General features: G+C 39.0%; 23 protein-coding genes. 12 read left to right on the top strand and 11 right to left on the bottom strand.

What is annotated here, in order from left to right:
- Window positions 1-41: 41 nt before the first annotated feature.
- Window positions 42-1,217 (bottom strand): pyridoxal phosphate-dependent aminotransferase, encoded by a 1,176-nt coding sequence (locus KI343_RS09580; protein WP_212926193.1) that lies wholly within the window; start codon window positions 1,215-1,217, stop codon window positions 42-44.
- A gap of 266 nt (window positions 1,218-1,483) precedes the next feature.
- Here KI343_RS09580 and brnQ point away from each other — a divergent pair, with 266 nt between their 5' ends.
- From brnQ to KI343_RS09550, 6 genes are all read left to right on the top strand, one after another.
- Window positions 1,484-2,821, top strand: coding sequence for a branched-chain amino acid transport system II carrier protein (gene brnQ, locus KI343_RS09575; protein WP_212926192.1), 1,338 nt, complete (start codon window positions 1,484-1,486; stop codon window positions 2,819-2,821).
- Between the two features lie 376 nt (window positions 2,822-3,197).
- Complete coding sequence (gene ilvD / locus KI343_RS09570) at window positions 3,198-4,877, top strand: dihydroxy-acid dehydratase (protein WP_280530125.1); 1,680 nt, start codon at window positions 3,198-3,200, stop codon at window positions 4,875-4,877.
- 168 nt (window positions 4,878-5,045) lie between these two features.
- Window positions 5,046-5,285 (top strand): hypothetical protein, encoded by a 240-nt coding sequence (locus KI343_RS09565; protein ID WP_212926191.1) that lies wholly within the window; start codon window positions 5,046-5,048, stop codon window positions 5,283-5,285.
- A 367-nt stretch (window positions 5,286-5,652) separates the two neighbouring features.
- A complete protein-coding gene (locus tag KI343_RS09560; protein WP_212926190.1) occupies window positions 5,653-6,108 on the top strand; it encodes an SRPBCC family protein in 456 nt (151 codons plus the stop codon).
- Between the two features lie 90 nt (window positions 6,109-6,198).
- On the top strand, window positions 6,199-7,128 hold the full coding sequence (locus KI343_RS09555; protein ID WP_212926189.1) for a prenyltransferase: 930 nt from the start codon (window positions 6,199-6,201) through the stop codon (window positions 7,126-7,128).
- Between the two features lie 372 nt (window positions 7,129-7,500).
- Window positions 7,501-8,712 (top strand): MFS transporter, encoded by a 1,212-nt coding sequence (locus KI343_RS09550; RefSeq protein ID WP_212926188.1) that lies wholly within the window; start codon window positions 7,501-7,503, stop codon window positions 8,710-8,712.
- 211 nt (window positions 8,713-8,923) lie between these two features.
- On the opposite strand, the gene KI343_RS09545 is transcribed toward KI343_RS09550, so the two are convergent.
- From KI343_RS09545 to KI343_RS09530, 4 genes are all read right to left on the bottom strand, one after another.
- Window positions 8,924-10,582 (bottom strand): SLC13 family permease, encoded by a 1,659-nt coding sequence (locus tag KI343_RS09545; protein WP_212926187.1) that lies wholly within the window; start codon window positions 10,580-10,582, stop codon window positions 8,924-8,926.
- A 449-nt stretch (window positions 10,583-11,031) separates the two neighbouring features.
- Window positions 11,032-11,820, bottom strand: a complete 789-nt coding sequence (locus KI343_RS09540) for a hypothetical protein (RefSeq protein ID WP_212926186.1) — start codon at window positions 11,818-11,820, stop codon at window positions 11,032-11,034.
- On the bottom strand, window positions 11,817-12,734 hold the full coding sequence (locus KI343_RS09535) for an ATP-binding cassette domain-containing protein (RefSeq protein WP_212926185.1): 918 nt from the start codon (window positions 12,732-12,734) through the stop codon (window positions 11,817-11,819). Before KI343_RS09535 ends, KI343_RS09540 begins: the two co-directional genes overlap by 4 nt.
- Window positions 12,731-13,183 carry a helix-turn-helix transcriptional regulator gene (locus KI343_RS09530; RefSeq protein ID WP_212926184.1) on the bottom strand — a complete coding sequence of 151 codons (453 nt, stop codon included), beginning with the start codon at window positions 13,181-13,183 and terminating at the stop codon, window positions 12,731-12,733. Before KI343_RS09530 ends, KI343_RS09535 begins: the two co-directional genes overlap by 4 nt.
- A 183-nt stretch (window positions 13,184-13,366) precedes the next feature.
- On the opposite strand from KI343_RS09530, the gene KI343_RS09525 reads away from it, so the two are divergent.
- Together KI343_RS09525 and KI343_RS09520 are read left to right on the top strand one after the other, a co-directional pair.
- Window positions 13,367-14,179 (top strand): MerR family transcriptional regulator, encoded by an 813-nt coding sequence (locus KI343_RS09525; RefSeq protein WP_212926183.1) that lies wholly within the window; start codon window positions 13,367-13,369, stop codon window positions 14,177-14,179.
- A complete protein-coding gene (locus KI343_RS09520) occupies window positions 14,180-15,913 on the top strand; it encodes an ABC transporter ATP-binding protein (protein WP_212926182.1) in 1,734 nt (577 codons plus the stop codon).
- 711 nt (window positions 15,914-16,624) lie between these two features.
- On the opposite strand, the gene KI343_RS09515 is transcribed toward KI343_RS09520, so the two are convergent.
- Genes KI343_RS09515 through KI343_RS09495 form a run of 5 tightly spaced genes read right to left on the bottom strand, consistent with a single transcriptional unit; the run spans window position 16,625 to window position 20,209 of the window.
- The gene (locus KI343_RS09515) at window positions 16,625-17,338 is read right to left on the bottom strand and encodes a hypothetical protein (RefSeq protein WP_212926181.1); all 714 of its coding nucleotides are present in this window, start codon (window positions 17,336-17,338) and stop codon (window positions 16,625-16,627) included.
- Window positions 17,335-18,216 carry an ATP-binding cassette domain-containing protein gene (locus KI343_RS09510; protein WP_212926180.1) on the bottom strand — a complete coding sequence of 294 codons (882 nt, stop codon included), beginning with the start codon at window positions 18,214-18,216 and terminating at the stop codon, window positions 17,335-17,337. The genes KI343_RS09515 and KI343_RS09510 overlap by 4 nt, the downstream gene beginning before the upstream one ends.
- Complete coding sequence (locus KI343_RS09505; protein WP_212926179.1) at window positions 18,213-18,590, bottom strand: GntR family transcriptional regulator; 378 nt, start codon at window positions 18,588-18,590, stop codon at window positions 18,213-18,215. Before KI343_RS09505 ends, KI343_RS09510 begins: the two co-directional genes overlap by 4 nt.
- Window positions 18,591-18,629: 39 nt before the next feature.
- On the bottom strand, window positions 18,630-19,334 hold the full coding sequence (locus KI343_RS09500) for a hypothetical protein (protein WP_212926178.1): 705 nt from the start codon (window positions 19,332-19,334) through the stop codon (window positions 18,630-18,632).
- Entirely contained in the window at window positions 19,331-20,209 is an 879-nt protein-coding gene (locus KI343_RS09495) for an ATP-binding cassette domain-containing protein (RefSeq protein ID WP_212926177.1), read from the bottom strand. The genes KI343_RS09500 and KI343_RS09495 overlap by 4 nt, the downstream gene beginning before the upstream one ends.
- A gap of 336 nt (window positions 20,210-20,545) precedes the next feature.
- Here KI343_RS09495 and KI343_RS09490 point away from each other — a divergent pair, with 336 nt between their 5' ends.
- The 3 genes from KI343_RS09490 (at window position 20,546) to KI343_RS09480 (ending at window position 23,473) form a co-directional block, all read left to right on the top strand.
- Window positions 20,546-21,799, top strand: coding sequence for an MFS transporter (locus KI343_RS09490; protein WP_212926176.1), 1,254 nt, complete (start codon window positions 20,546-20,548; stop codon window positions 21,797-21,799).
- 24 nt (window positions 21,800-21,823) lie between these two features.
- Window positions 21,824-22,594 carry a type I 3-dehydroquinate dehydratase gene (gene aroD, locus KI343_RS09485; RefSeq protein WP_212926175.1) on the top strand — a complete coding sequence of 257 codons (771 nt, stop codon included), beginning with the start codon at window positions 21,824-21,826 and terminating at the stop codon, window positions 22,592-22,594.
- Window positions 22,595-22,978: 384 nt separating this feature from the next.
- Complete coding sequence (locus KI343_RS09480; protein WP_212926174.1) at window positions 22,979-23,473, top strand: SRPBCC family protein; 495 nt, start codon at window positions 22,979-22,981, stop codon at window positions 23,471-23,473.
- Between the two features lie 59 nt (window positions 23,474-23,532).
- Here the strand turns inward: KI343_RS09480 and KI343_RS09475 are convergent, their stop codons facing one another.
- Window positions 23,533-25,131 carry a catalase gene (locus tag KI343_RS09475; RefSeq protein WP_212926173.1) on the bottom strand — a complete coding sequence of 533 codons (1,599 nt, stop codon included), beginning with the start codon at window positions 25,129-25,131 and terminating at the stop codon, window positions 23,533-23,535.
- Between the two features lie 332 nt (window positions 25,132-25,463).
- Here KI343_RS09475 and metA point away from each other — a divergent pair, with 332 nt between their 5' ends.
- Window positions 25,464-26,375 carry a homoserine O-acetyltransferase MetA gene (gene metA, locus KI343_RS09470; RefSeq protein ID WP_212926172.1) on the top strand — a complete coding sequence of 304 codons (912 nt, stop codon included), beginning with the start codon at window positions 25,464-25,466 and terminating at the stop codon, window positions 26,373-26,375.
- The last annotated feature ends 19 nt before the right edge of the window (window positions 26,376-26,394 follow it).

Raw genomic sequence — 26,394 nt, 5'->3', positions numbered from 1 at the left:
TGAATTGTATTACTTAAAAATAGCTTATTTTACAAGATTCGTCAATATTTTCTTTCAAATAATTGTAACTTATCGATACGGCGAATTGCTTCACGAATACGATTGTCCTCGACAAGTAATCCGACGCGTATATAACCTTCTCCGTTTTTCCCAAATCCGTTTCCTGCTGCAACTGCAACATCTGCTTCTTTTAACAAATAATCGGTAAATGATTCACTGGTAAACGCTGCTGGAACAGGGAGCCAAGCAAAGAAGGATCCTTTTGGTGCGGTAACTTCCCAGCCAATACGATTGCATTCTTCGATTAAGACATGCCGGCGTTTTTCATAGAGTTTTACGAGGCCGGATACACAGCTTTGGTCGCCTGACAAGGCTTCTGCAGCTGCTGTTTGAATTGCTGGGAAGAGGCTGACAAATAAATGATCTTGCAGAATGTTTATTGCTTCAATCATATCTTTATTTCCGGCAGCAAAGCCAACACGCCAGCCTGCCATATTATACGTTTTGGACAGGGTATATAGCTCAATTCCCACATCTTTAGCCCCTTCTGTTTGCAGGAAACTTATTGGCTGGTGCCCGTCAAAACCAATTGCTCCATAAGCAAAATCATGAACAATGCCAATCTCATTTTCCTGTGCGAGCGCTATAGTTTCTTCAAAGAACTCTTTTGTTGCAATTGCTCCGGTTGGATTATTTGGATAATTGAGATATAGCAGCTTAGCAAGCTCTTTTTGTTCATCGGTTAAGGCACGATAGTCAGGCAAAAAGTTATTTTCCTCTAACAATGCAAAGGTGTCATAAGTAACATTCGCTAATGGTACACTGGACAGATAATCTGGATAGCCAGGGTCTGGTAAAAGCATCAATTCGCCTTCATTCATTAAAGCTAATGGCAGTTCAACTAAGCCGGCTTTGCTTCCAAAAAGGATCGCAATTTCTGAATCTGGATCTAAATCGACATCATACTCTCTTTTATAAAACTGAGCTGCCGCTTGTTTTAATTCATCTGTGCCCCGGAATGGCGAGTATTTATGTGTCGCAGGGTCTTCAGCGCTTTCCTGAAGTGCCCAGATAATATGTGCAGGTGTCGGCTGGTCTGGGTTTCCTTGACCTAAGTTAATAATGTCTCTTCCTTCATCGATTGCAGCAGCTACTTTTCCGGCAAGGGATGCAAAGAATTGGGAAGGAAGCTGCTGTACGCGTCGTGATAATTTCATAGTCTATCAACCTCTTTATATAGTAGTTTGTGAATGTGATGATTATGTCTAATATTATAAGGTTCCAGAGTGCTTGTCTATATGGAAAGAAAATAAGCAAAAGTTCGTTTGTTCCTATTTTGATAGTTTATTCTTCCTATTTAACAAAATATCCGTATTTACGTTGCATTTCATACGTGAAAGTAGTAAGATAAAATTCGCGTCAAATTATGTTAAATAATTAGATAATTCCAAGAATTTTTTGGTTTGGAGGTAGGAGGAATATAATGAACACCAAACTGCGTAAAAGTAACTATTTAGCAATTGCATTTATGCTATTTGCTTTATTTTTTGGAGCAGGGAATCTGATTTTTCCAGCTCAGTTAGGACAACTCTCAGGTGATAACCTGGCACCAGCTGTTATCGGCTTCTTAGTAACTGGAGTAGGACTCCCTTTCTTAGGTATTATGGCGATGGGCTTCTCTGGGAAAAATAATCTGCAGGAACTTGCGAGTCGTGTCCATCCTGTATATGGAGTAGTATTTACAGCGTTGCTCTATCTAACAATTGGGCCATTCTTTGCAGCACCAAGAACAGGAACAGTTGCTTTTGAAGTCGGCATTGGGCCTTATCTGAATGAGGAATCCCACCAGACAGGTTTATTGATTTTTAGCGCTTGTTTTTTCTTAATCACATTACTTTTCTCATTATTCCCGTCGAAAATTGTTGATAATGTAGGAAAATTCTTGGCGCCGGCGCTTGTTATTTTGCTGATCATTTTATTAGCCGTCGCATTTTTCAATCCGATGGGTTCTATCCAGTCACCGGATGAAACATATCAATCGTCAGCCTTCTTCACAGGGTTTTTAGAAGGATATAATACCATGGATGCGTTAGCTGCGCTTGTATTTGGGATTATTATTATTAACGTTATAAAAGGTTTTGGAATTACAAATAATAATCAAATTCTTTCTGCTGTTACTAAAATTGGTTTAATGTCAACAGCTTTACTAGTTATCATTTATGTAGGAATTTCCTATCTAGGTGCGACAAGTGTGGTGGAATTAGGTGTGTTTGATAATGGCGGGCCTGTGTTAAGTGGTGCAGCTTCCCATTACTTTGGTACGTTTGGCGGTATTTTGCTGGCAGCTATTATTATATTAGCTTGTTTGACCACTGCCATTGGACTGATTACAGCAAATGCAGAGTATTTCCATTCTTTATTTCCGGCTCTTGCTTATAAACCATTGGTTTTTTTCTTTTCGATTTTAACATTTGTAATAGCTAATTTTGGATTGGAAAATATTATTACTTTTTCTACCCCAGTGCTGATGTTCTTATATCCGCTGGCTATGGTATTAGTATTATTAACTTTTGTATCACCATTTTTCAACCATTCGCGGCTTGTGTACATTCCGACGATTGCAGTAACTTTCATTTTCAGTATCATCGACGGTCTTGTAGCACTTTATAAGTCATTAGAAATAAGGCTGCCTGAATGGTTGGCTACGCTTATTAATAACCTTGGCGATGTTCTTCCGCTTTATGTAGAAGGTTTAGGTTGGCTATTGCCAGCGGTTATTGTTGCAGTAATTATGATTATTGTTACTAAGGTGAAAAAATAAGAAAAAACAAAAACCGGCTGATAGACGATAAGTCTCTCAGTCGGTTTTTTCATTGCCTGCTATGCCGTAGAGAAATAATTTCATTTATCAACATTTTGCTATTTTATTACACGTTTCGTCAAAATCTCTTAAAATTTTCATTAAATTTGTATTTTGGTATATAAATTTCTTGCTAAAAGTAGTAAAATAAGAAAAATTAGAATGTTTCTTCACGATATAATCATCTGTGAAATTTCTTTCTGAATAGATTGAAAAATAAATCTGTTTGGAAAGTATTTCAGGCGAGATGCGTATCAGATTCATTCCAGAGCAAGTGGGGAAGGGTATGATCTCTAATTGCTACATTTAGTAAAAAAGTAGAAAGAAGGTATTCAAATTGGCAGAACTACGCAGCGATATGATCAAAAAGGGTGTTGATCGTGCACCACATCGAAGCCTGCTTCATGCTGCAGGGGTAAAAACAAAGGACTTGGGGAAACCATTCATTCTGGTGGTTAACTCTTATATAGATATTGTTCCTGGACATATTCACTTGCAAGAATTCGGAAAAATTGTAAAAGAGGCAATTCGTGAAGCGGGAGGAATCCCATTCGAAATGAACACGATTGGCGTGGACGATGGGATTGCGATGGGACATATTGGGATGAGATATTCCTTGCCAAGTCGTGAGCTTATTGCTGATTCTGTAGAAACGGTAGCGAATGCGCACTGGTTTGACGGTATGGTTTGTATTCCGAACTGTGACAAAATAACCCCGGGAATGCTGATGGGATCCTTGCGTGTTAACATTCCATCCATCTTTGTCAGCGGTGGACCGATGAAGGCAGGAACGGATAGTGCAGGTAACCCGCTTTCACTGACCTCTGTTTTCGAGGGCGTTGGAGCCTATCAATCTGGACAGATTGATGAAGCTAGATTATTAGAATTGGAGCAAAATGCATGTCCAACATGTGGATCATGTTCTGGTATGTTTACTGCCAACTCGATGAACTGTTTGGCAGAAGGAATTGGTTTGGCGCTTCCTGGAAATGGAACGATTCTTGCGGTTGCGGAAGAGCGTAAAGAATTTGTAAGACGTTCTGCAAAGCAATTAATGGAATTAATCAAAAAAGATATTAAGCCACGTGATATCGTAACAAAAGATGCTATTGATAATGCCTTTGCACTAGATATGGCGATGGGCGGTTCAACAAATACGGTATTGCATACATTGGCACTTGCGCACGAAGCAGGAGTAGATTATCCGCTTGAACGCATCAATGAGATTGCAAATCGTGTTCCGCATTTGGCAAAAGTTGCTCCGGCATCCAATTATCATATTGAAGATGTGGATAGAGCAGGAGGAATTAGTGCGATTATTAATGAATTACTTAAGAAACCAGGTGCATTTAATGGCGACTGTCTAAGTGTTTCTGCACAGACCATTCGAGAAAACGTTCAGGATTCCGAGACCTTAGATAAAGATGTTATTCATCCATTAGATAATCCACATACAGAACGAGGCGGACTTGCCGTATTATTTGGAAACTTGGCACCGAATGGTTCTATTGTCAAAGTAGGCGCAATTGATCCGGAGGTTGGCGGATATTTTAAAGGACCAGCTATCTGCTTTGATTCACAGGACGAGGCATTGGAAGGAATTGAGTCTGGAAAAGTAAAAGAAGGCCATGTTGTTGTGATTCGCTATGAAGGTCCTAAAGGCGGCCCGGGCATGCCAGAAATGCTTGCACCGACATCACAGATTGTTGGACGAGGCTTAGGAGCAAAAGTTGGTTTAATTACGGATGGACGCTTTTCAGGGGCATCACGAGGAATTTCCATTGGTCATATCTCTCCAGAAGCCGCGGAAGGCGGTCCTATTGCATTTGTAGAAGATGGGGATATGATTGAATTAGATTTAGAAAACCGCGAAATGAACCTTCTCATTTCTGATGAAGAATTTGACAAACGAAAAGCAAATTGGAAAGGCTTTGAACCAAAAGTGAAAAAAGGATGGCTTGGCCGTTATTCGAAACTTGTAACTTCTGCAAACACTGGTGGAGTTATGGAAATATAATAGCAAAAACGCTTGTGGAAAAGCCACTGCATCTTGTGTTAATCAACTATTTGAATTGTTTTGCGTCACAGTTTATCGCTGTGGCGCTTTTTCGAGTGTGTCTATTAACCGAAAACGTCCAGCTTGAATAATATATAACAAAACACGGTTGAGAGCTTGGATAAAAAAATGAATAAGACTTATGCCAATTCGGAACAGGATGTGAGAGTCGATTATAGTTTAAAGCTAGCTTTAATTGGTGGATTATTAACTACAATAGGAGACGTAGTAAGTACTTATGCAGCAAGTTTAGCAATTGATGAAGCCGTACAAGCGGATATAGAGCAAGATGAAAAGGATCGGCAATTGGAAGAAAGACTCGCGGAAATCGAAAGGAAATTAGAGTCCTTTCAAAACAAAATGGAGTAGCATAAAACTTCATTCCGAGAGAATAATAAAAAGTTGTAATTATTAAATGGAGGGAGATAAAAGCATTTTCTTGATATAGTAAGAGATAAGCACAGCGTATTTGGAAAATAATATTAGGAAATATGGCCAGCTAAGGCAGCTAGCACCTCAAGTATTAGAATGAAAAATATCTATACCAGAGGTGTTTTATATTTTGAAAATTTGTATACAATCAGGAAAGAGCAGAAAAAATAATTAATTAATGGTTAGTAATCCTGTATAATTGATGGGGAAACCTGCTATGCTAATATAGAAAACTAAGCATAAATCTATTTTTGATATTAGCCTGATTAAAAATAACACACTTATGATACAAGGAGAATGGATAATGATTACGTTAAATAAAGTACCTGAAGTGAAAGCGGAAATGTTGATTAGAAAACCTGTCCAAGAGGTTTTTGAAGCACTGGTTAATCCAGAAATCACTACAAAATTCTGGTTTACAAAAAGCAGCGGCAGATTGGAACAGGGAAAGCATATTAAGTGGGAATGGGAGATGTTTGGTGTTTCGGATACGCTCTATGTAAAAGAATTACAAGAAAATGAAGCGATTCTGATTGAATGGCCAGATGGTACAGAAGACAAATGGATTTTTACTGCTAAGGAAGGCGTCGGAACCGTTGTTACAGTTATTAACTCCGGATTCACTGGAGAAGGCGATGCGATTGTCAGCCAAGCTATTGGTTCAATGGGAGGGTACACAATGGTGCTCTGTGCAATGAAGGCGCTGCTTGAACATCGTATTCGTTTGAATGTGGTATTGGACAGCAACCCGGCAGAATAATGATTAGCTCGTGTCAAAGATTTTGAGAAAGTAGCTATACTAATGCCAGAACGGAATTCAATATGAAGTCATTGAAAAAGGGGGATGATCATGTTTCCGACACAGCCAACATTTAGTTTGAAAGGGATTGGCATGCTGCTAAGACTTGTAGCAGTATTTTTTTCTAGTGTAGCAACCATCTTATCAACCGTACAGCCGCTTTTATTACATTATTCTTTATCAGCATTTTCGGTGATGGGAGTGGTACTGACATTACTATTAGGTGCAGTGCTGATACATGGAATGCTGACGCATGTTTTTAATGATATTGCGGATTATCAGTCGGGCACAGATCTGCATAGCCCAGGCATTCTTTCTGGCGGTAGCGGGGTATTGAAGACAGGAACGATGTCTCTGCGAATGTTAATCCAATTAGGTATCAGTGCAAGCGTTCTTTTATTGCTGATTGCAATTCTATTTGCTGTTCTTGGGTATATGGAATTCGCGATTTTAACGCTTGTCGGTATTTGGGGAGCGGTATCCTATTCATTAAAGCCATTCCAGTTAGCTTACTATCCTTTTGTAGGAGAATGGTTTAGTTTATTTCCCACCATGCTGATGCTCGGAATTGCAGCACCCTGGATTTTACTTGATCAAATTCCTATCTGGGCTTGGCAAAATGCACTGATTAATGCAGTATGGTGTATGGCTTGGGTAATGGTACATCATATTCCAGACAGATATGCTGACAGGAAAGCACAACCGATAAAACGTACCTCCGTTGTTTGGGCGGAAGATACTTTTGGGAAAACAGGTGTTAAAATACCGGCTATACTGTATTTTATTCTGATTGGTATATTACTTCTTTGGACAGCCTTTACACGTCCAGCTGGTGCAATTGGTGCTGGTGTTCTTTTAGTTTATGCAATCTATCTCGTTATTAAAATGAATATGGACGATGTAGAGAATGTAACAAATGATGAGAAGAAGCTGCTAATCTTTGCTTTTGTGACAGCTATATGGCTTGGGATATTTAGTTAAGAAAAGAGAGAGCATTATTGCTTTCTTTTTTTTATGGAGGGCTGGGTTGGAGCGTTTGGCTTGATAATGGAGCGGATTTAGGATGAGGTGGAGCGGATAACGAGAAAACGGAGCGAATAGGGAATAGACTGGAGCGCTTAACATGATAATGGAGCGAATTTAGGATAAGATGGAGCGGATAACGAGAAAACAGAGCGAATAGGGAATAGACTGGAGCGCTTAACATGATAATGGAGCAGATTTAGGTTGAGACGGATCGGTAACAGGTATTTGAGTAGATTTTCCTTCATGTTTCTTTGTAAGCATTTTATTCAAAGTATACTAAATATTTATTTTTTCTAGTATACTTAAGAATATAGGGAGTGTCATGATATGGAAATGAAGAAGTATCATAAAACAGATTTCTATTTTTGGAAAATCACGCTATGCTTAGCATTCGCTTCTTTTTTTGTGTTTGCAAGTCTTTATGTCGTTCAGCCGTTATTACCGGTATTTGTAAGAGAGTTTGATATATCTGTATCAGAGGCTACATTAACGTTATCCGGAAATATTATTGGTTTAATTATTGGTTTAATTGTGCTTGGATTTTTTTCAGATCGAATCGGCAGAGTGCCTTTTATCAAATATTCATTAATCGGTACCGTGATTCCGTTTCTCTTAATTCCGATGCTGGACTCCTTTTACGCCATTGTCTTGTTGCGATGTATACAGGGATTTGCATTGGCTGGTTTGCCCGCAGCATCACTCGCCTATTTAAATGAGGAAGTTGATCGCTCAAGCGTGGGAATTGCAACTGCTTTATACATAGCAAGTAATGCTTTTGGCGGTATGGTTGGAAGAGTTTTAGCCGGTTATTTAGCAGAAGATTATGCATGGCAGACGATATTTTATATTTTTGCAGGAATCGGTGTGTTGATTATCGTAGCTGTGCTGGTATTTTTACCGAAATCCCGCTTTTTTGAAGCGAGTCATCTCCCATTTCGGAAAGATATTGAGGGGATGGCCTTTCACCTGAAAGACCCATCGATGCTTTTGATTTTTGGTGTGGGAATTATATTGCAGCTTTCCTTTACATCCATTTGGACCTATTTGCCGTTTCATCTGGAAGGAGAACCTTTTTTTCTTTCAGCTAAAGCGATTTCCTATACATTTTTCGCTTATGGATTTGGAGTAATTGGAGCTCCACTTGCCGGATGGCTGGCGGGTTCTCTAGGGCTAAACACTGTCCGTATAGCTGGAATTATTATTTTATCTGCTGGAGTTATGATGACAATATTCCTTTCTTTACCATGGATTGTTATTGGTTTATGCGTTATTTGTCTAGGCTTTTTTACAGCACATTCTTTAACAGCGACTTTTGTAACTGAGCAGGCAACACATCATAAGGGAAGCGCGTCTAGTCTGTATTTAGTATCCTATTATATTGGCGTTACGTTTGGAAGTACGGCAGTTGGACCAATTTGGAATATGGCAGGATGGAATGCGATTGTATGGACAGCTGGGATACTGCCGGTGGGGTATCTGCTATTTGTGAGACTGGTACAAAAAGGGATAGTAAAATCGTCTGCAGGTTCTAATGAATAGAGAGTATTTAAAGAGCTAAAATTCGTTTTAGAAGTCTTGATTAGAATAATTCACATTTGCTTATCTTTTTGCCGTTCTTCTTTCTTTTTTACCGCTCGAAAATTCATTATACAAAAAAGAAAGCTCCAAACGAGTAATTGTTCGGTGCTTTCTTTTGTTAGAATTATAATAAGATGGAGCTAATATATTGATAAAAGTTCATTCCTTTTATTCATTTAAAGCTCTCTGGATACGTTCCTAAGTCAATGCCTAGGAATAAAGGGACCAATAAATAAACAGTTAAAGTAACTAGAACAATACCAATAAGATTTAAAACAAATCCGGCCTTAGCCATATCCGGAATTCGCAGATAACCAGATCCAAAAACAACAGCGTTAGGCGGAGTTGCTACCGGAAGCATAAATGCACACGATGCAGCCAGCCCTCCAGCAATCATTAATACAAATGGATGCACATTTATCGCAAGTGCGAGTGCTGCTAGAATTGGATACATCATTGTAGCTGTTGCGGTATTAGATGTAATCTCGGTTAAGAAAATAACCAGTGCAGCGACAGCCAGGATAATAATCAATAGGTGAACTCCTTGCAGCGCGGTTAACTGTGTGCCGATCCATTCAGATAATCCTGAAGAGGTAAACCCAGCTGCGATGGCAAGTCCCCCTCCAAACAGAAGCAGAATTCCCCAAGGAAGTTTGACAGTACTATTCCAATCAATTAAATAATCTCCTTTTCTATTTTTGGCAGGGATTAAAAATAGAATCAGAGCCGCTGCTATAGCGATAATGGCATCGTCAATGTTTGGGTTTAGTTTATTCAGAACGAATGTACGTGAAATCCATGCGAATGCAGTTAAAATAAAAATGATAAATACTGCTTTTTCTTCATAAGATGCCCTTCCAAGTTTTCTTTTCTCTTGATCTAAAATCTTTCTGCCGCCGGGGAGTGTTTTCATTTTTAATGGAAATGCGACTTTTGTTAAGTAGATCCAGGTTGCCAGAATAAATATCCATGCAAATGGAACACCGAACATCATCCAGGATGCAAAAGATATCTCGACGCCATATAACTCCTTAACAGTACCAGCTAAAATGGCGTTAGGCGGCGTGCCAATCAATGTAGCCATTCCTCCAAGAGAAGCAGCGTAAGCAATACCTAGCATTAACGATTTCACAAATGCAAAATTCTCTTTTGGCTGCTCCATACCAGATTCTTCTTTTAGTGTATCAGATACTTGGTAAATAATAGCCAATCCAATCGGAACCATCATCATTGCTGTGGCGGAATTTGATATCCACATAGAAAGGAAGCCCGTCGCAACCATAAACCCAAGGACAATACGGTCCATATTTGTTCCCATTACGGAGATAATGTTAATGGCAATTCTCCTGTGTAAATTCCATTTTTCCATCGCCAAAGCAAGGATAAAACCTCCCATAAATAGGAAGATGGTGTCACTCCCATATGCGGAAGTGGTTGCTCCAATGTCTAAGCCATTTGTTAAGGGAAATAGAATAATAGGCAGCAGTGCTGTGGCAGGAATTGGTATAGCTTCTGTCATCCACCAAACTGCAATCCAAATGGTACTTGCTAAAACTGCTTGCCCCTCGCTCGACAAACCTTCAGGAGATATGAACAGTAAAGTAATTAAAAATAATAGCGGACCAGCTATAAGACCAATAAGCTGGACAGGGGTATAAGAACGTTTTTCTTTCTCCTTATTTTCATTTCCATTGCCGCGCCCTCCAGCTCCGTCATCGGGCTTGTTCAACTTTTTCTGTGCAATCGCCTCTCCTGGCTTAATAAAAAACCGGAACATCTCTTTCACCTGATCGTGTTTCTCCCAAAGCAAATCCCAAGTAGCAGTTATCATTGTTTCCCTCCTTTGTAATACTGCAAGAAGCTAACAATGATGCAGTTGTTAGCTTCCGATTAGATTTATTTATTATTATTCTCTTATAGACGGGTTTATTCAGATAATAGGATTTTGTGAGGGAGTAAAAAGTTTCCTATGCCCAAACCTCAATTACTAATTTTATAGATAGATAAAATTGTTATTTTATTGCTTTAGCCTTAAATGAATTGCTATTTGACGATGGTAATAAGGAATTCTTGGGCTCAGCAATTTACTTATATTTATTATCTATGGAATATAAGTAATCATTGAGAAGAAAGAAGCCCTCTCGCCAAAGTTAAGTTTTTGGGAGGGGCTTTACATAGGGCAAACCATTTAATTTAACCTGTTTATATCGAATATTTAGAGCAACTCTCTATGATTAGAAAGCTGCCTTCTCTAGCCAAAATTACTTTCATCAGATAAACTTATTTTACCTCAGCTCTCCTAAACAGAAAGTAAGTGCCCAGATATAGAACAAAGATAAATATGAAACTGATAATCAAACTTTTTGCTATAAATTCACCGCTCATTTCCAGCGTTAAGTGTGATAAATCGATGCCATAAGGCGTATAAGCCATTACAGAGTGAATAGATTCGTTCAAGCTTGCGATGGGGCCAAGGATTAAGCTAGTCATATACGTAGCAGCAATGACAAAAACTGCTTTCTTGAATAAAAACATATAGAAAATGCTGATCATTAGCTGACTGATAAAAATAATTAATGACAGGCCGCTGGTTAATAAAATTTTACCAATTAATTCAGCGGTAACTTCTTGCTGTGCTGCTTCTGCTAATATATTTAGCGTAGGAGTAGGGATAAAGCTGCTGAATGTCGTATCTTGGAAAGCAAAAATGATAGTGATAATTACATAAGGAAAATATAATGAAGCAGTTAAAATGATAAAGATAATGATTTTATTTATCACAATAGAATTACGGCTATGTCCGCCAGATATAGCATTTTCAATGATTTTATTTTCGAAATCTTTCGTGAGGAAAATACCAACAGTAATACTTCCTAATAATGCGATCATTTGTGTTTCGGAAAACAGGGATAAGGAGCTGGCTGCAGTCTCGAAATTTAAATTGCCTGTAGCAACAAAATGAGAGCTGGACGCAAATATAACAGCACTTAGAGAAGCTAAAATAAACACAATCCATGGTGTAATAGATCTACTTAACTTGATGAGATCGGCTTTTAATAGTTGCATCATTGAACACCTCCAATCAGTTGAAGGTAATAGCTTTCCAATGTTTGCTCCTGTGTTGCGAGCGTTGTAATGACAATATCATGCTTCATTAAGGCTTTTGATAATTCCTCTTTTTTATCGATGAAATCATATAATTTAACGCTTTTATCGGGCTGTATTATAAAGTTATCCGTATGAAGTGATTCCCTTAAAACTTTTTCCAGCTTTTCTGGCTCGCTGCAGTTGAGAATAAGATGCTTATCGATTTGATCCTCTAATTCAGCGTGCGGAAGATTTTTAAGGATTTTTCCATCATTTAAAATTATAAATTCATCAGCTGTCTGATGAAGCTCTGTTAAGTGGTGGCTGGATAATAGAATCGTCATTTGATATTTACTTGCTAATTCCTTGATTAATTTTCTGATTTCAGCAATTCCACTGGGATCTAAGCCGTTAATGGGTTCATCTAACATCAATATTTCGGGATTACCTAATAATGTGATGGCTATACCTAGACGTTGCCGCATTCCTAAAGAAAAATCTTTTGCTTTTTTCTTCCCAGTATGACTTAATCCAACCATGTCGAGTACTTTTTCTTCTGCATTATCCTCTTTAATCCCCTTCATCGTTTTATGCACAAGAAGGTTGTTGCGAGCGCTCATATTGCCGAGAATACTCGGATTTTCAATCATACTGCCCATCCGCTTACGGCCACCCAGTAAACCTTTTTGACTCGAATTATTGAATAAATATAACTCTCCATCTGTTGGAAAGGTTAATCCAGCAATAATACGCATAAATGTTGTCTTGCCGGCACCATTCTGACCAATCAAACCATAAACTTTACCTCGATTTAAAGATATCGATACGTTTTCTAATGCCTGAGCCCCGTTATAGGATTTAGAGATATTTTTTGTTTCCAGAATATGTTCAGTCATTTTCTGAAATCCTTTGTGGTGTTTAAAATTCCATTCGTCATCGCTGTAAAAAATTCTACAGGAACTAAGGCAATGCCGATGCTTTCTGGATTTTCATCGCCTAAGACAAGAAACTGACCGCCTTCCTGCATATTGACCATGTTCAGCGCCTCTTTCGGTAATTTCACATAACCATCTTTTTCTAAAGACACCGTGTTAAACATATGCTTCCCTTTTGGGGGAATCGGAAATCCGCTTTCTTTTTGATCATAATGAATTAAATTGTCCAAAGAGACATCAAATAATGTGGCAAGTGCATCGCAGTTGACGAGGTCTGGTAAAGATTCTCCGTTTTCCCACTTAGCAATAGATTGTCTGGTGACACCAATTTTTTCGGCTAATTCTTCTTGCGAGTAGTTATTTTCCCTTCTTAAAAAAGAAAGATTCCTTGGTAATGTAATTTTATTCATCTGTTCCATTCCTTTCGAGTGGTATACCTTTATTTTATAGGAGAATGAAAAGGAAACAACCAATTCAGAATAACCATTTATGTTAACTCTAGTTACGTATCAAAATTGAAACCTTCCTATTGCGCCTAACGTTACGTGAGGTGATATGATAAAGTTACAAAAGAGAGGAGAATTGAAGCGGAGATGAAAAAGGAAACATTCTCTATCAGTGAATTTGCCAAATCTACAGGTGTATCTGTACGAACGTTACATTATTATGATGAGAAAAAAATTTTAAAGCCAAAACGGGATAAAATTACAGGACATCGTGTCTATGAAAAAGAAGATATGATTCAATTGCATAAAATAATGACCTTGAAATTTTTAGGAATGAGCTTAGATGATATTAAGGAATACATGCAGCCGAATACCTTCGATTTAAACTTTGTTGATACGTTAAGGTTACAAGAGTCAAAGTTAATCAAGGATAAGGAACAAATCGAAATTGCCTTGGAAGCTATTCAGCGAACGGTTCATCTTTTAGAAAACGAAAAGGAGGTAGATCATGCTGTGCTGGTCAGCTTACTTGCGAGCATGCAAAATGAGAAAAAACAGCAGGAGCTATCGAAAGGGATTATTAAAGATGAAGCCATGAAAAAAATGTTTCCGCAAACAGCAAAGGATAAGATGGTCTTTGAGAAGGGACTGCTGACTTTTTATAAAAATGTCAGAGAGCTATGCGGGAAACCGGCAGATCATCCAGAGGTAAAGCAAATGCTAGATGATTTTTACCGTCTTATCCTGGAGACACTGGATATGGACTCCCTGGAAGAAATAGCAGATATTTTTTCATTTAATATGGAAGATAAAGAGAATGAAGAACGTGTAGAGGCGTATATTCAAGAGATAGAGCGTTTGATTCCAACCCCTTTAACAGAACAGGAAGAAGCATGGCTTGAAAAGGTAACAACAAATTATATGGGCCCACTTTGGGACGATGAAGAAAGGAAGAATTAGATGGAACCATCGAAACAGTCATCTAACAGTTTTTTGAAGCTTTTACTATCAACAAAGGTACCGAAACTTGTATTAGTGTTGGGATTACTGGGCAGTATTTTGACAACCCTGGTAGGGCTAACCATTCCTTTATTAACAAGGGAGCTGGTAGACGGATTTTCTATCGCATCACTTAATTGGGGCTTTATTGCCGTGATTATTGGCGTCTTTATCGTCCATGCCTTGGTAGATGGCTTATCAGCTTATGCGCTTGCTTATGTAGGGCAGAAGGTGGTAGCCAGATTAAGGGAGTTTTTATGGAAAAAGCTGATCCGCTTGCCAGTTTCCTTCTTTCAAAAGCAGCCGAGCGGTGAATCGGTCAGCCGTGTAATTAATGATACGGGGATTGTAAAGGATTTGGTTTCCCAGCATTTTCCGCAATTTATTTCCGGATTGATTTCTATTATTGGTGCCATAATCATCTTGCTCTTTATGGACTGGAAGATGACATTAATTATGTTTATTGCTGTTCCAATTGCGCTTATTGTGATGCTGCCGCTCGGGAATCGAATGGCAAAAGTGTCGCGCAGTTTGCAGGACCAGACCGCGAATTTTCAAGGGGAGATTCAACAGACGGTCAGTGAGATTAAGTTAATGAAATCTTCTACAGCAGAAGCGAAGGAAGAACAGCGGGGTTTGCGCGGAATTTTTACATTGCTGCAAACAGGACTGAAAGAAGCAAAGATCTTTTCTGTGATTGCACCATTTATGTATATGATTGTCATGCTTGTTATTGTCATGATTATTGGTTATGGCGGTATTCGGGTGGAGCAGGGGACAATGACAACAGGTTCACTGGTTGCTTTTCTTTTGTATTTGTTCCAGATTGTTTTCCCAATCACAACGTTCGCGATGTTCTTTACCGAGCTGCAAAAAGCGAAAGGGGCTACGGAGCGCATTGTAGAGATTTTGAACGAAGAAGAGGAAGAAATCCATCCAGGATTGGAGAAATCAATCGGGGAGCAGACATTGGAATTTAAGCAGGTCAGCTTTTCTTATGAAGATGGAGAGCAGGTGTTGAACAATGTATCATTCACTGCATCGCCCGGAGAAATGGTGGCATTCGCAGGGCCTAGCGGTGGAGGGAAAACAACCGTATTTGGTCTCATCGAACGCTATTATGATCCAAATGAAGGAGAAATTTTATTAGACGGAGAGTCTATTCATGAGATCTCCCTTGCATCATGGCGATCCCAGCTTGGCTATGTATCGCAGGAAAGTTCGATGATGTCTGGTACCATTCGTGAAAACTTAACCTATGGATTAAAGGACGCAGAAAATATTGCAGATGACAAGCTGTGGACAGTTGCGGAGATGGCATATGCCGCTCAGTTTATCAAGGAGCTGCCTGACGGACTGGATACAGAGGTCGGCGAACGCGGAACAAAATTATCAGGTGGACAAAGACAGCGTATTAATATTGCCAGAGCATTCTTGCGGAACCCCAAAATTCTATTATTGGATGAAGCAACAGCCAGCCTAGATAGCCAATCGGAACAAGTTGTCCAAAAGGCATTACAGCGATTAATGGAAGGAAGAACAACGTTTGTGATTGCCCATCGCTTAGCAACCATTATTGATGCGGATCAAATTATTTTTATTGAGAATGGGGAAATCACTGGAAAAGGAACACACCAAGCATTACTTGAATCCCACGAATTATATCGTTCATTTGCAGAGCAGCAGTTGAAATAATATAGAAAAAGGAGTGAGGCATGTCTTTAATGGAGATGCTTTACTCCTATATTTGCTCCATCAAGCAGGAGATGCGCCCTAACCACAGCTCAACCCGCTCCGAAAAACAGATATGCGCTCCACCCCCAGCCCAAACCGCTCCATCAAGCAGGAGATGCGCTCCACCCCCAGCTCAACCCGCTCTGAAAAACAGATATGCGCTCCAACCACAGTTCAACTCGCTCCATCAAGCAGGAGATGCGCTCCACCCCCAGCTCAACCCGCTCCGAAAAACAGATATGCGCTCCACCCCAGCTCAACCCGCTCCGAAAAACAGATATGCGCTCCAGCACTAGCCCAATCCGCTCCGAAAAACAGATATGCGCTCCAAACCCAGCCCAAACCGCTCCGAAAAACAGATATGCGCTCCACCCCCAGCTCAACCCGCTCCGAAAAACAGATATGCGCTCCACCCCCAGCTCCACCCGCTCTGAAAAACAGATATGCGCTCCAGCACTAGCCCAATCCGCTCCGAAAAACAGATATGCGCTCCACCCCCAGCTCCACCCGCTCTGAAAAACAGATATGCGCTCCAACCACAGTTCAACTCGCTCCATCAAGCAGGATATGCGCTCCAACCCCAGCCCAAGCCGCTCCCTATAAGCATAAGTAACTAAAAAATCGACGTCCATGATAGAACGCCGACTTCAAATGCTATTTCCTTATATGAGATTACATTTTCACTGTTACATCTTTAATCAGTCGATAATTAATTGTAAAAAGCAAACCTATAATCAAAAGGCTTAAGAGAATGGATACGAGTACTGGCAAGTCTGAGATGTGCGAGAAGAAGGAAATATGCGTGCCTTCCCATAGAAATCCTGTTATACCAGCAATTACGATAGCGGCTGCAATGGATAAAAGTCCATATAACCAGCTTGAACGATAAAATGTAAGACTAATCATCCAGCCCATTAAATAATAAATCATATACACCATGACTGAACTGATAAAAAACTGTAAAAGCGTCAGAATGCTGTCTAGTAAATTGGAACTTCGGATATTCGCCATATCTAGTATGCTAGGCGTGCCGGCGATGAAATGAATGACAAAGCTTAAGAAAGTGATTATAACTGTTATCGCAATAGTGAGCAGCATAGAAGAGGCGATAACACCGAGAAAAAAGTTTTTTCTGGTTGCCCCTAAATTGATATAATAGCGAAAGAAAGTAGACATTGCCAGGATACCAATAACAAATAAATAGATTGATATAGAACCGTTTGAAAAGTGTACTACATCAATAAAGCTTGCAATTGAATCACCTGAGAAGATTAAAAATCCAATATAAATAACAAACATAAAGGAAAGAAACCAAATGGACCATTTCAGCTGTTCCGTAAATAATAAGCGGGCAATTTTTTTAGGTGTTAAGATAATCGCACTCATTCCTCTTCCTCCTTTGTCAAATGTACAAACAAATCATGAAGAGAAAGGGCGCCAATCTCTAGCCCGGCTTGATTTGCTGCATGCCGCTGTTGTTCAGTGAGTTCTCCATATACCATGACAGATTTTGTTCCGCCAAGCACTTGGCTATTTAAAACGTCTAAGTTTTTCGTGAAATCATCCACTTGTTCTGATGAACCTGTGATGGAGAATCCTTTAGAAATAACCTGCTCATTCGTGTCCTGCAATAAAACCTCTCCGTTATGAATCATTAGAACTTCGTCAAATAGGTAAGCCGTCTCTGAAACGAGATGGGTAGAGAAAATAATCGTTCTCGGATTCTTTTCCTGATCATTTAAAATTTCCTTATAAAAAATGTCTCTTGTAGGTGCGTCCATCCCTAAATAAGCTTCGTCAAAAATGGTTAGAGGAGCTCTTGCTGCCAATCCAATAATGGCCTGGAATGCTGATTTTTTTCCTTTGGACAGCTGATTTAGTTTTTTATTTAAGGGAAGCTTGAATTTCTTCGCTAAATGAAGCGCATATGCTTCGTCAAAGTTTGGGCGCAAAGCAGCCGTTTCTTTTAATGTCTTATCGATTTTTTCATAAAGGTATTCCAAATCTTGATGCTGATCGTAAATAAATATTGTATCCTGCATGATTCTTGGGTTTTCGAAAGGATCTTCTCCGTCAATTTTAATACTTCCTGCATCTGCTTTTCGAAAAGCTGCCAAGACAGATAATAATGTTGTTTTTCCAGCCCCATTTCTTCCTAATAAGCCATGAATTTTTCCAGGCTTCAGCTGAAAGGTTGTGCTATCGATAGCTGTAAAGTCTTTGTAACGCACACGAAGGTCTTTTACTTCAATCCCATAACTCATGCTTTATCCCCCTTTTTTGCTTTTTGAATCAAATCAATGATTTCTTCCTCTGTGATATGAAGCTTCTCCGCTTCCTGTACCAATCCAACGACATAATTATCCATAAAGGCCTGCTTCCGTTTTTGAACAAGCTTTTGTTTTGCCCCTTCTGCTACAAACATGCCGACACCTCGCTTTTTAAATAGAATGCCTTCATCTACAAGCTGTGTGACTCCTTTGGAGATGGTGGCATGATTAATTTTGTAGAATTGGACCAGCTGGTTTGTGGAAGGAGCCTGGTCACCTTCCTTTAATTGATCATTTACGATTTGGTCTTCAATACGTTCGCGCACCTGTACGAAAATAGGTTTATCATTACGGAATTGCGTAGACATTTTGGGTGTGGCCTCCTTTCTTATGGGTAAACTTTCATTTTACAAACGAATTGTTACATTTTTCGTTAAACGATAATTGCACCAAATTAAAATAGCTATCATGCCAAAGAAAATAAGGTAAGAAGCCGTTGCGAAAAATTGCAGGCTAGATGAAAATAATTCAACAGAAGGAATACTCCAAATTTCTCCTTTTAAAACTTCCATGATGGCGACCAATAGAATCCCAACAAAAATAAATAACAATCCAATCTTCCAGCGGAATCGGTAAAACCCGAGCCCAATAAACCATCCGATTAACAAATAGAAATAGTGGAAGATGGAATAATCAGCCAAGCTTTGAAGAATAGATAAGAAACCGCCATCGGTTATCAGATTTGGCCATGGGGCAGCATTTTCGGACATAGGCAAGAAGAATTCAAATCCAATGAACATCATAGTCATCGCGATTCCCAATACGATGGACAGCAAAACAGAAGAAAATAATGCTGCTTGAAAGAATCTTTTTCGTGTAACTCCATTTTTGAAAAAGTAGTCTAGAAATCCATAGGAATAGAGCAGCCCTATAATCAACATATACACGTTTGAGGCATTGTTATTGGTTAGGACATCATGCATTTCAACAGATGTGAAGGTTATATTTACTATAATAAGTGTTGTAAATATAATAGCTAAAATAACGAAAAACCACGCAGTCCACTTTAACTGTTCTAAAAAGAATATCCAACTTAATTTGGGTTGTTTCATACTTCATCTTCCTCCTTTGTCAAATGAATAAATAGATTATTTAAAGATAATGTTCCAATTTCTAACCCCAATTTTGCCGCTTCCTGCTGTTCCTGTTCCGTTAAGGCTCCAAAAACCATGACGGATTTTGTTCCGCCTAATGATTCTTCGTGGATGATTTTCAGTTCCCTTGCAAATGCATCTACATCTTCTTTCGGTCCAGTAATTGAGAAGCCTTCTTCGAGAAGCTGATCGCTTGTATCCTGGAGCAATACCCTTCCCTTGTCGATGATAAGCACTTCATCAAATAGATACTCCATTTCTGAGACAAGATGTGTAGAGAATAAAATCGTACGTGGATGTCTTTCTTGTTCCCGCAAGATTTCTTTATAAAATAATTCTCTTGTTGGTGCGTCCATACCAAGATATGCTTCATCAAAGATTGTAAGCGGTGATCTGCTTGCCAAACCAATAGTGACTTGTAAAGCGGAATATTGCCCCTTTGATAATTGATCAGCTTTTTTATCCATCGGAATTTTAAATTTTTTTGCTAATGCTCTTGCATAATCCTCATCAAAATTTGGACGGAAATAAATTAATTCTTTTAAGACATCATCGATTTTTTCATAATCGTAGGAATTATCTTTGTCATAAATAAATGTGGTTCCACGCATAATTCGCTCGTTCTCAAAAGGGTCTTCTCCGTCAATCAAAATACTGCCTTGCTTTACCTTTTGAAAGGAAGCAAGGTGCGTTAATAAGGTCGTTTTTCCAGCGCCATTTCGTCCTAATATACCGTGAACTCTACCGGGTGACAGTGTTAAGTTTACACGATCTAATGCTTTGAACTTCTTATAATAAACTGTTAAATTGCTTGCTTCAATCGAATATGCCATAGACATTCTCCTTTAAGAAATAATAATGTATTATGGTTATATACTTATGTGTATAACCGTATCAGTGTGACGGTTAATTGTCAATAATAATATAAATATCTGTCTTGATAAGAAAGGAATGAGCAGCGTTGAAAAAGGAAAATGTATACTTATTCTGAGTTAATGGATTTTGGAGAGGGGAATTTTATTATTAATATTTTGAATTTATGATATATTGGTGATGAAGTAAAAAGAATAGAAAATAAAGTCAAACGTATGCTTGATTCTATAGAGTTAGACAGGAGTGGTCAGTTGTGAGCGGGGTTGTCTATCATTTGGGTGTAGAGTGTACATTCTATGAGTGATAAAAGAAAGGTTATTGGAATTGCGCTGATAACGGCAGTAGCCATTTTGGGAGATGCCATGCTTTTTATAGTTTTACCACTATATTGGCAAGATTTTGGATTAACCGCTATTTGGCAGGTTGGCGTGCTATTATCGATTAATCGTTTTGTACGTTTACCGATTACGCCGCTTGTAGGATTGTTTTATAGTAAATTTGACATTCGGACAGGAGTTCTGATTTCTGTAATTTGTGCAAGCTTAAGTACTCTATCCTATGGACTGCTTCCTAGTTTTTGGCTGTTACTGCTTGCAAGAGTGCTATGGGGGATTTCCTGGTCACTTATCAAATTGGGAGGAATGCTCACGGTTGTAGCACTGTCTACAGAAGTGAATAGAGGACACTATATGGGACTGTATAATGGATTGTGGGGATTAGGCGGATTAGTTGGAATGCTGGCAGGTGGCTTTTTAGTGGATCAGTTATCCATACCGTTAGTGACAACACTGTTTTCATTCGCAGCTGTTGTAGTTTTTCCTTTTATTTTTAAACTGGTACCTAAAAATAGTAAAAAAGCGGAAGATGAATCAACTGCAAGAAGTCACTTCCCTGAGAAGGATAAACGTTCCTTACTTCATCCATATATCATCCTTGTTATTATTACTGGCGGAACAATGGGGTTTATCACCATGGGCATTTTTGCTTCCACTCTCAGTCCGCTGATTGAACAATCTTATGATGCTCATTGGTCATTGTTTGGTATCGTTATTGGCGCAGCGACATTAGCTGGAATGATTCAAGCAATTCGGTGGGCATGGGATCCTTTATTTGCCCCGATGATTGGCAGCTTTGTCGACAAAAGCAGAAATAAAAACAGTTGGATTCTTGTCCCGTTATTACTTGGCGGTGTTACTTTTCTAATTATCGGCCGTGCGGAATCTTTTCTTTTGCTATTAATAACGATTATGTTTTTTCAATTGGTCTCTACCAGCTTGGTAACCATAACAGATACCTTAGCTGGAGATGCCGCTGCTAGAAGTAACCCTATCAAGATGATGACGCTGTACACAGTAGCTGTTGATTTGGGAGCTGCTATTGGTCCTTTAGTTTCGTTTATTATTATAGATTTATATGGGCTGTCCGCCGTTTTTTATCTATCGAGTATGGTTATGATACTAGTTTCGATAACGTGGATTGTTTTTAATTTCTATACAAACCAAAGAGTTAGGCATAAAAACATTATAAATAATAAAAATGATATACTTTAGCAAAGAAGTGAGGAGAAATTGGTTATGACAAAAACATTGACAGTGAAAAATCTAACGTTGGGAAATGGAAAGCCGCGTGTTTGTATTCCATTGACTTCTTCAACAAAAGAATCGATTGTTGAAGAGGCACATCGTTACCGTAAGGAACGGGCAGATGTTGTTGAATGGCGAGCGGATTTATTTGAAGAAGTGGAAAATCATGCTGCTGTCGAAGAAGTCCTGACAGATTTAGTGGCGACTTTAAAAGATACTCCCCTTATTTTCACATTCCGAAGTCATCTGGAAGGTGGAGAAAAGGAGCTGTCCAAAGATGAATATATCGCATTAAATGAATTTGTCATTCAGACAGGTTTGGTGGATTTTGTGGACGTAGAGCTGTATCAGGGAGAGGAAACAGTTAAAAATCTGATTTCTTTGGCGCATCAACAGCATACTTACGTTATTATTTCTAATCATGATTTCCAAAAAACACCACCTAAGTCCGAAATTATCCGTCGATTACAATTGGCAGATGAACTTGGGGGAGATGTATTAAAAATAGCTGTAATGCCAAATAGGGTAGAGGATGTCTTGGAGCTGCTCACAGCCACGAATGAAATAAAAAAGGATACTGACAAGCCAATCATCACAATGGCGATGGGCCCTCTCGGAGTTATCACTCGATTATCCGGCCACGTTTTTGGCTCTGTTTTAACCTTTGGAGCGGGAGAAAAAGCCTCTGCGCCAGGACAGATTCCAATTCAAGAGCTGCGTCAAGTACTGGAGATTATGGGAAAGTCGATGAACGACAAATGAATAGAAAAGAGCCGAATTCGCTCGAAAAGCGCAAAACTCGCTTCAAAGGAAGGTGAACTCGCTCGAAAAGAGTCGAACCCGCTCCAAAGGAAGGTGGATCCGCTCGAAAAGAGTCAAACCCGCTCCAAAGGAAGGTGGATTCGCTCGAAAAGAGTCAAACCCGCTCCAAAGAGGCTGAATCCGCTCAAAATAGAGCCGAACTCGTTCGATAGTATAAAACTATAGACTCTCGATTTACTTATTTGAGATTCTTTTTTCTATTTTTTTAAGCGCCTGCTATTTGAATTGATTAGTAATTTAGCTATGAAGGATGCAATAGGTAATACCAGCATAAAATAAGATAGACAAGCTGGAACAATCTGCAGTAAAGGAGGAATAAATAAAATGTTAGCGACTTTAGAAAAAACAGAAAATGGATATACAGCAACCTTTAATCGACGATGGGGAAACACTCTAGAAAAAGTATGGAATACCCTGACGAAAAATGATAAATTGCAACAGTGGATGCCAAATTTAGAAGTGGCAGACCTGCGTAAAAATGGAAGAATGAAATTTAACATGAATGATGGTACAGGAAAAGCTTTTGATATTTCTATTTTAGATTATAAGGAAACGTCCTATTTGCAATTTGAATGGGGAGAAGGCTCTGTCCGATTTGAATTGGAGCCTGCAGAAGATGAGTGTATTCTTGTATTAAAGGAATATATCCCGGCTCTCAATAATCATATCCCAAAAGATTTAGCAGGGTGGCATATTTGCTTAGATATGTTTCATGAGGTTTTAGAGGGACGGAAAATGGATTTTCCAAAGGAATCATGGGAAGAGCAATACGAGGAATATAAAAAAATCGTCAACCCTTTCTTGAATAGCGATAAGTAAAACAAAAAGGGTCCCAGAAATATAATTTCCGAGACCCTATTTGAGACCCAATGCTTTTATTAATAAGGATCTGCATCATGCCCTTTATCTACAGCCTTCTTTGGAGCTTGTTCCGCATTTGTTGCACCTAATGGATTTTTACTGGTGCCCTGTTTATCAGCCTGTTCTAAGCCTTCTCTTAAGCGACGTCCATATTCTTCGTCTGCTTCTTCTGCCAGAGCAATCATTTTATCCTGAATTCGTTTATCACAAACGGACAAGTCGCCAATTAGGTTATTTATTAATTCATCCTTCTCCCAGTCTTCAAACTGACGGTAGGTTTCACCAGCCTGTTTTGTATTATCATTGCGGTCGATTGATTCGCGGACAAGATTCCCCTTTACATGCGGTGTATATTCCTTGCCGGTCTGTTTCGCTTCTTCTAGCCCGCCCAGTATAGATGGTTCGTAATTAACATGTGGGTTCTGGCCAGGTGCTTTATCATTTTTGTGACGTAATTGCCCGCCTTCATGATTGGTAGCGACTCGTTTTTTAGCCTCATTGATTGGAACCTGTAAGTAATTTCCTCCTACACGGTAGCGCTGCGTATCTGAGTAAGAAAAAGTACGTCCTTGCAGCATTTTATCATCGGAGAAGTCAAGTCCATCAACTAACACGCCTGTTCCGAATGCAGCTTGTTCTACCTCCGTAAAATAATTCTCTGGATTTTTGTTTAGCACCATTTTTCCTACCGGCAACCAAGGGAATTTATCTTCCGGCCATAGTTTCGTATCATCTAATGGGTCAAAGTCAAGTTCCGGATGATCGTCATCTGACATAATTTGCACAAACAGCTCCCATTCTGGATAGTCGCCTCGTTCAATCGCATCGTATAGATCCTGTGTTGCGTGATTGAAATTCTCTGCTTGGATCTCAGCAGCTTCTTTCATGGTTAAATTTTTAATTCCTTGTTTTGGCTCCCAATGGTATTTAACCAGAACAGCTTCACCATCTTGATTTACCCATTTATAGGTGTTTACACCAGAACCCTGCATCATTCGATAGTTTGCCGGAATTCCCCATGGTGAATAAATAAATGTCACCATATGAAAGGATTCTGGAGAATTAGCACAAAAATCAAAGAAACGCTCAGAATCTTGAATATTTGTTACCGGGTCTGGGCGAAAGGCGTGAATCATATCAGGGAACTTCATTGCATCACGAATAAAGAAAATTTTTAAATTGTTCCCAACAAGATCCCAGTTTCCATCCTCGGTGTAAAATTTAACTGCGAAACCGCGCGGGTCACGTACCGTTTCCGGAGAGTGATTCCCATGAACAACGGTTGAAAAGCGAACAAATACGGGTGTTTGTTTCCCTTTATCCTGAAAAACTTTTGCCCTTGTATACTTGGAGACTGGTTCATCGCCAACTGTTCCATATGTTTCAAAATAACCATGTGCACCAGCACCACGTGCATGCACAATGCGCTCAGGGATTTTTTCTCGGTCAAAGTGACTTATTTTTTCAATGAAATCATAATTCTCTAGTGTTGCCGGACCACGATCGCCGACGGTACGGATATTTTGGTTATTTGTTACTGGATGGCCTTGGCGGGTGGTTAAGGTTTTATCATTTTCGATATTGGTTTGATTGGTGGATTTTTCATTTTTAGACATTTGCTTCAACCTCATTTCCTTTATCTTTATGGATTTCTTCTTATTAGCTTTGCCAATCTAAATGAAATTAATCGTTATTTTGAAGGATTATTATCGGGGGAGAGAACGAAACCTATAAAGCAAGCTGTTCTGTTGTCAAAGCCTAGTCAATGTACATATTAATCATCCAGGAGTAAACAACTACGTCTAATTTATTGAAAATAGAGAAAGAAGGGTTGAACTTTTTTAGCGAGCGTTTACAATAAGGATAGACTAACAATTTGGAAAGAATGTACTTTAAATAGTATTTCAATGAAATAAAGTAAACTTAAAACGAAGGGGGAGGCCAATCGATGCCAATTAAAATTCCAAGAGAGTTGCCTGCTAAAGAAATACTAGAACAGGAAAATATCTTTGTAATGGATGAACAACGAGCGGACGCGCAGGAAATACGTCCGTTGAGTATTCTGATTCTTAATTTAATGCCGGAAAAACAAAAAACAGAAACACAGCTATTAAGATATCTAGGAAACACCCCATTACAAGTGCGAATTTCTTTTTTACGCATGGCTTCACATGAGTCGAAGACAACAAATCAAAACCATTTAGACACATTTTACAAGACTTTTGAAGAGGTCCGGGATAAGACATTTGATGGCATGATTATTACGGGATCTCCAGTAGAGCATCTATCTTTTACGGATGTCGATTACTGGGAGGAATTACAAGAGATCATGGATTGGACGAATGATCATGTTACATCAACGCTACATATTTGTTGGGGAGCACAGGCGGCATTATATCATCATTATGGAATTGATAAACATGCGCTTCCAAAGAAATGTTTTGGTATTTTTGAACATGAGGTTCTCAAGCCAAAAGAACGCTTAGTCAGAGGATTTGATGAAATATTTTTGGCTCCGCACTCCCGGTATACAGAGGTTTCTTTAGAAGAAATTAAAAATCACCCTGACTTGCAATTAATTGCTACATCAGAGGATGCAGGCGTATTTTTACTTGCATCAAAGGATGGAAAGCATATTATGGCGACAGGGCATTTAGAGTATATGGCAAATACATTAAAAGAAGAATATGAAAGAGATCATGCACGTGGAATAGATACAGCATTACCGGAAAATTATTATCCAAATAATGATCCAACTAAACAACCAAAACATCGCTGGAAAAGTCATTCCAGCTTGTTATTCTCCAATTGGCTGAACTACTATGTTTATCAAGAAACACCATATGTATGGGGGGATTAAAAAAATCAGACTGGGATAT

The organism is Oceanobacillus sp. J11TS1, assembly GCF_018333215.1.
Lineage (GTDB): Bacteria > Bacillota > Bacilli > Bacillales > Amphibacillaceae > Oceanobacillus.
The sequence above is the reverse complement of the archived record's forward strand: the minus strand, read 5'-3'. Positions and strand labels throughout refer to the sequence as shown.

Excerpts from the sequence above, each read along its gene's own strand:
- KI343_RS09535 (WP_212926185.1), bottom strand. The coding sequence starts at position 12,734 with ATGACTGAACATATTCTGGAAACAAAAAATATCTCTAAATCCTATAAC.
- KI343_RS09555 (WP_212926189.1), top strand. The coding sequence starts at position 6,199 with ATGTTTCCGACACAGCCAACATTTAGTTTGAAAGGGATTGGCATGCTG.
- KI343_RS09540 (WP_212926186.1), bottom strand. The coding sequence starts at position 11,820 with ATGATGCAACTATTAAAAGCCGATCTCATCAAGTTAAGTAGATCTATT.
- KI343_RS09515 (WP_212926181.1), bottom strand. The coding sequence starts at position 17,338 with ATGAGTGCGATTATCTTAACACCTAAAAAAATTGCCCGCTTATTATTT.
- KI343_RS09480 (WP_212926174.1), top strand. The coding sequence starts at position 22,979 with ATGTTAGCGACTTTAGAAAAAACAGAAAATGGATATACAGCAACCTTT.
- aroD (WP_212926175.1), top strand. The coding sequence starts at position 21,824 with ATGACAAAAACATTGACAGTGAAAAATCTAACGTTGGGAAATGGAAAG.
- KI343_RS09530 (WP_212926184.1), bottom strand. The coding sequence starts at position 13,183 with ATGAATAAAATTACATTACCAAGGAATCTTTCTTTTTTAAGAAGGGAA.
- KI343_RS09475 (WP_212926173.1), bottom strand. The coding sequence starts at position 25,131 with ATGTCTAAAAATGAAAAATCCACCAATCAAACCAATATCGAAAATGAT.
- KI343_RS09560 (WP_212926190.1), top strand. The coding sequence starts at position 5,653 with ATGATTACGTTAAATAAAGTACCTGAAGTGAAAGCGGAAATGTTGATT.
- brnQ (WP_212926192.1), top strand. The coding sequence starts at position 1,484 with ATGAACACCAAACTGCGTAAAAGTAACTATTTAGCAATTGCATTTATG.
- KI343_RS09550 (WP_212926188.1), top strand. The coding sequence starts at position 7,501 with ATGGAAATGAAGAAGTATCATAAAACAGATTTCTATTTTTGGAAAATC.
- KI343_RS09520 (WP_212926182.1), top strand. The coding sequence starts at position 14,180 with ATGGAACCATCGAAACAGTCATCTAACAGTTTTTTGAAGCTTTTACTA.
- KI343_RS09580 (WP_212926193.1), bottom strand. The coding sequence starts at position 1,217 with ATGAAATTATCACGACGCGTACAGCAGCTTCCTTCCCAATTCTTTGCA.
- KI343_RS09495 (WP_212926177.1), bottom strand. The coding sequence starts at position 20,209 with ATGGCATATTCGATTGAAGCAAGCAATTTAACAGTTTATTATAAGAAG.
- KI343_RS09545 (WP_212926187.1), bottom strand. The coding sequence starts at position 10,582 with ATGATAACTGCTACTTGGGATTTGCTTTGGGAGAAACACGATCAGGTG.
- metA (WP_212926172.1), top strand. The coding sequence starts at position 25,464 with ATGCCAATTAAAATTCCAAGAGAGTTGCCTGCTAAAGAAATACTAGAA.
- KI343_RS09565 (WP_212926191.1), top strand. The coding sequence starts at position 5,046 with ATGAATAAGACTTATGCCAATTCGGAACAGGATGTGAGAGTCGATTAT.
- KI343_RS09490 (WP_212926176.1), top strand. The coding sequence starts at position 20,546 with ATGAGTGATAAAAGAAAGGTTATTGGAATTGCGCTGATAACGGCAGTA.
- KI343_RS09505 (WP_212926179.1), bottom strand. The coding sequence starts at position 18,590 with ATGTCTACGCAATTCCGTAATGATAAACCTATTTTCGTACAGGTGCGC.
- KI343_RS09500 (WP_212926178.1), bottom strand. The coding sequence starts at position 19,334 with ATGAAACAACCCAAATTAAGTTGGATATTCTTTTTAGAACAGTTAAAG.
- KI343_RS09510 (WP_212926180.1), bottom strand. The coding sequence starts at position 18,216 with ATGAGTTATGGGATTGAAGTAAAAGACCTTCGTGTGCGTTACAAAGAC.
- KI343_RS09525 (WP_212926183.1), top strand. The coding sequence starts at position 13,367 with ATGAAAAAGGAAACATTCTCTATCAGTGAATTTGCCAAATCTACAGGT.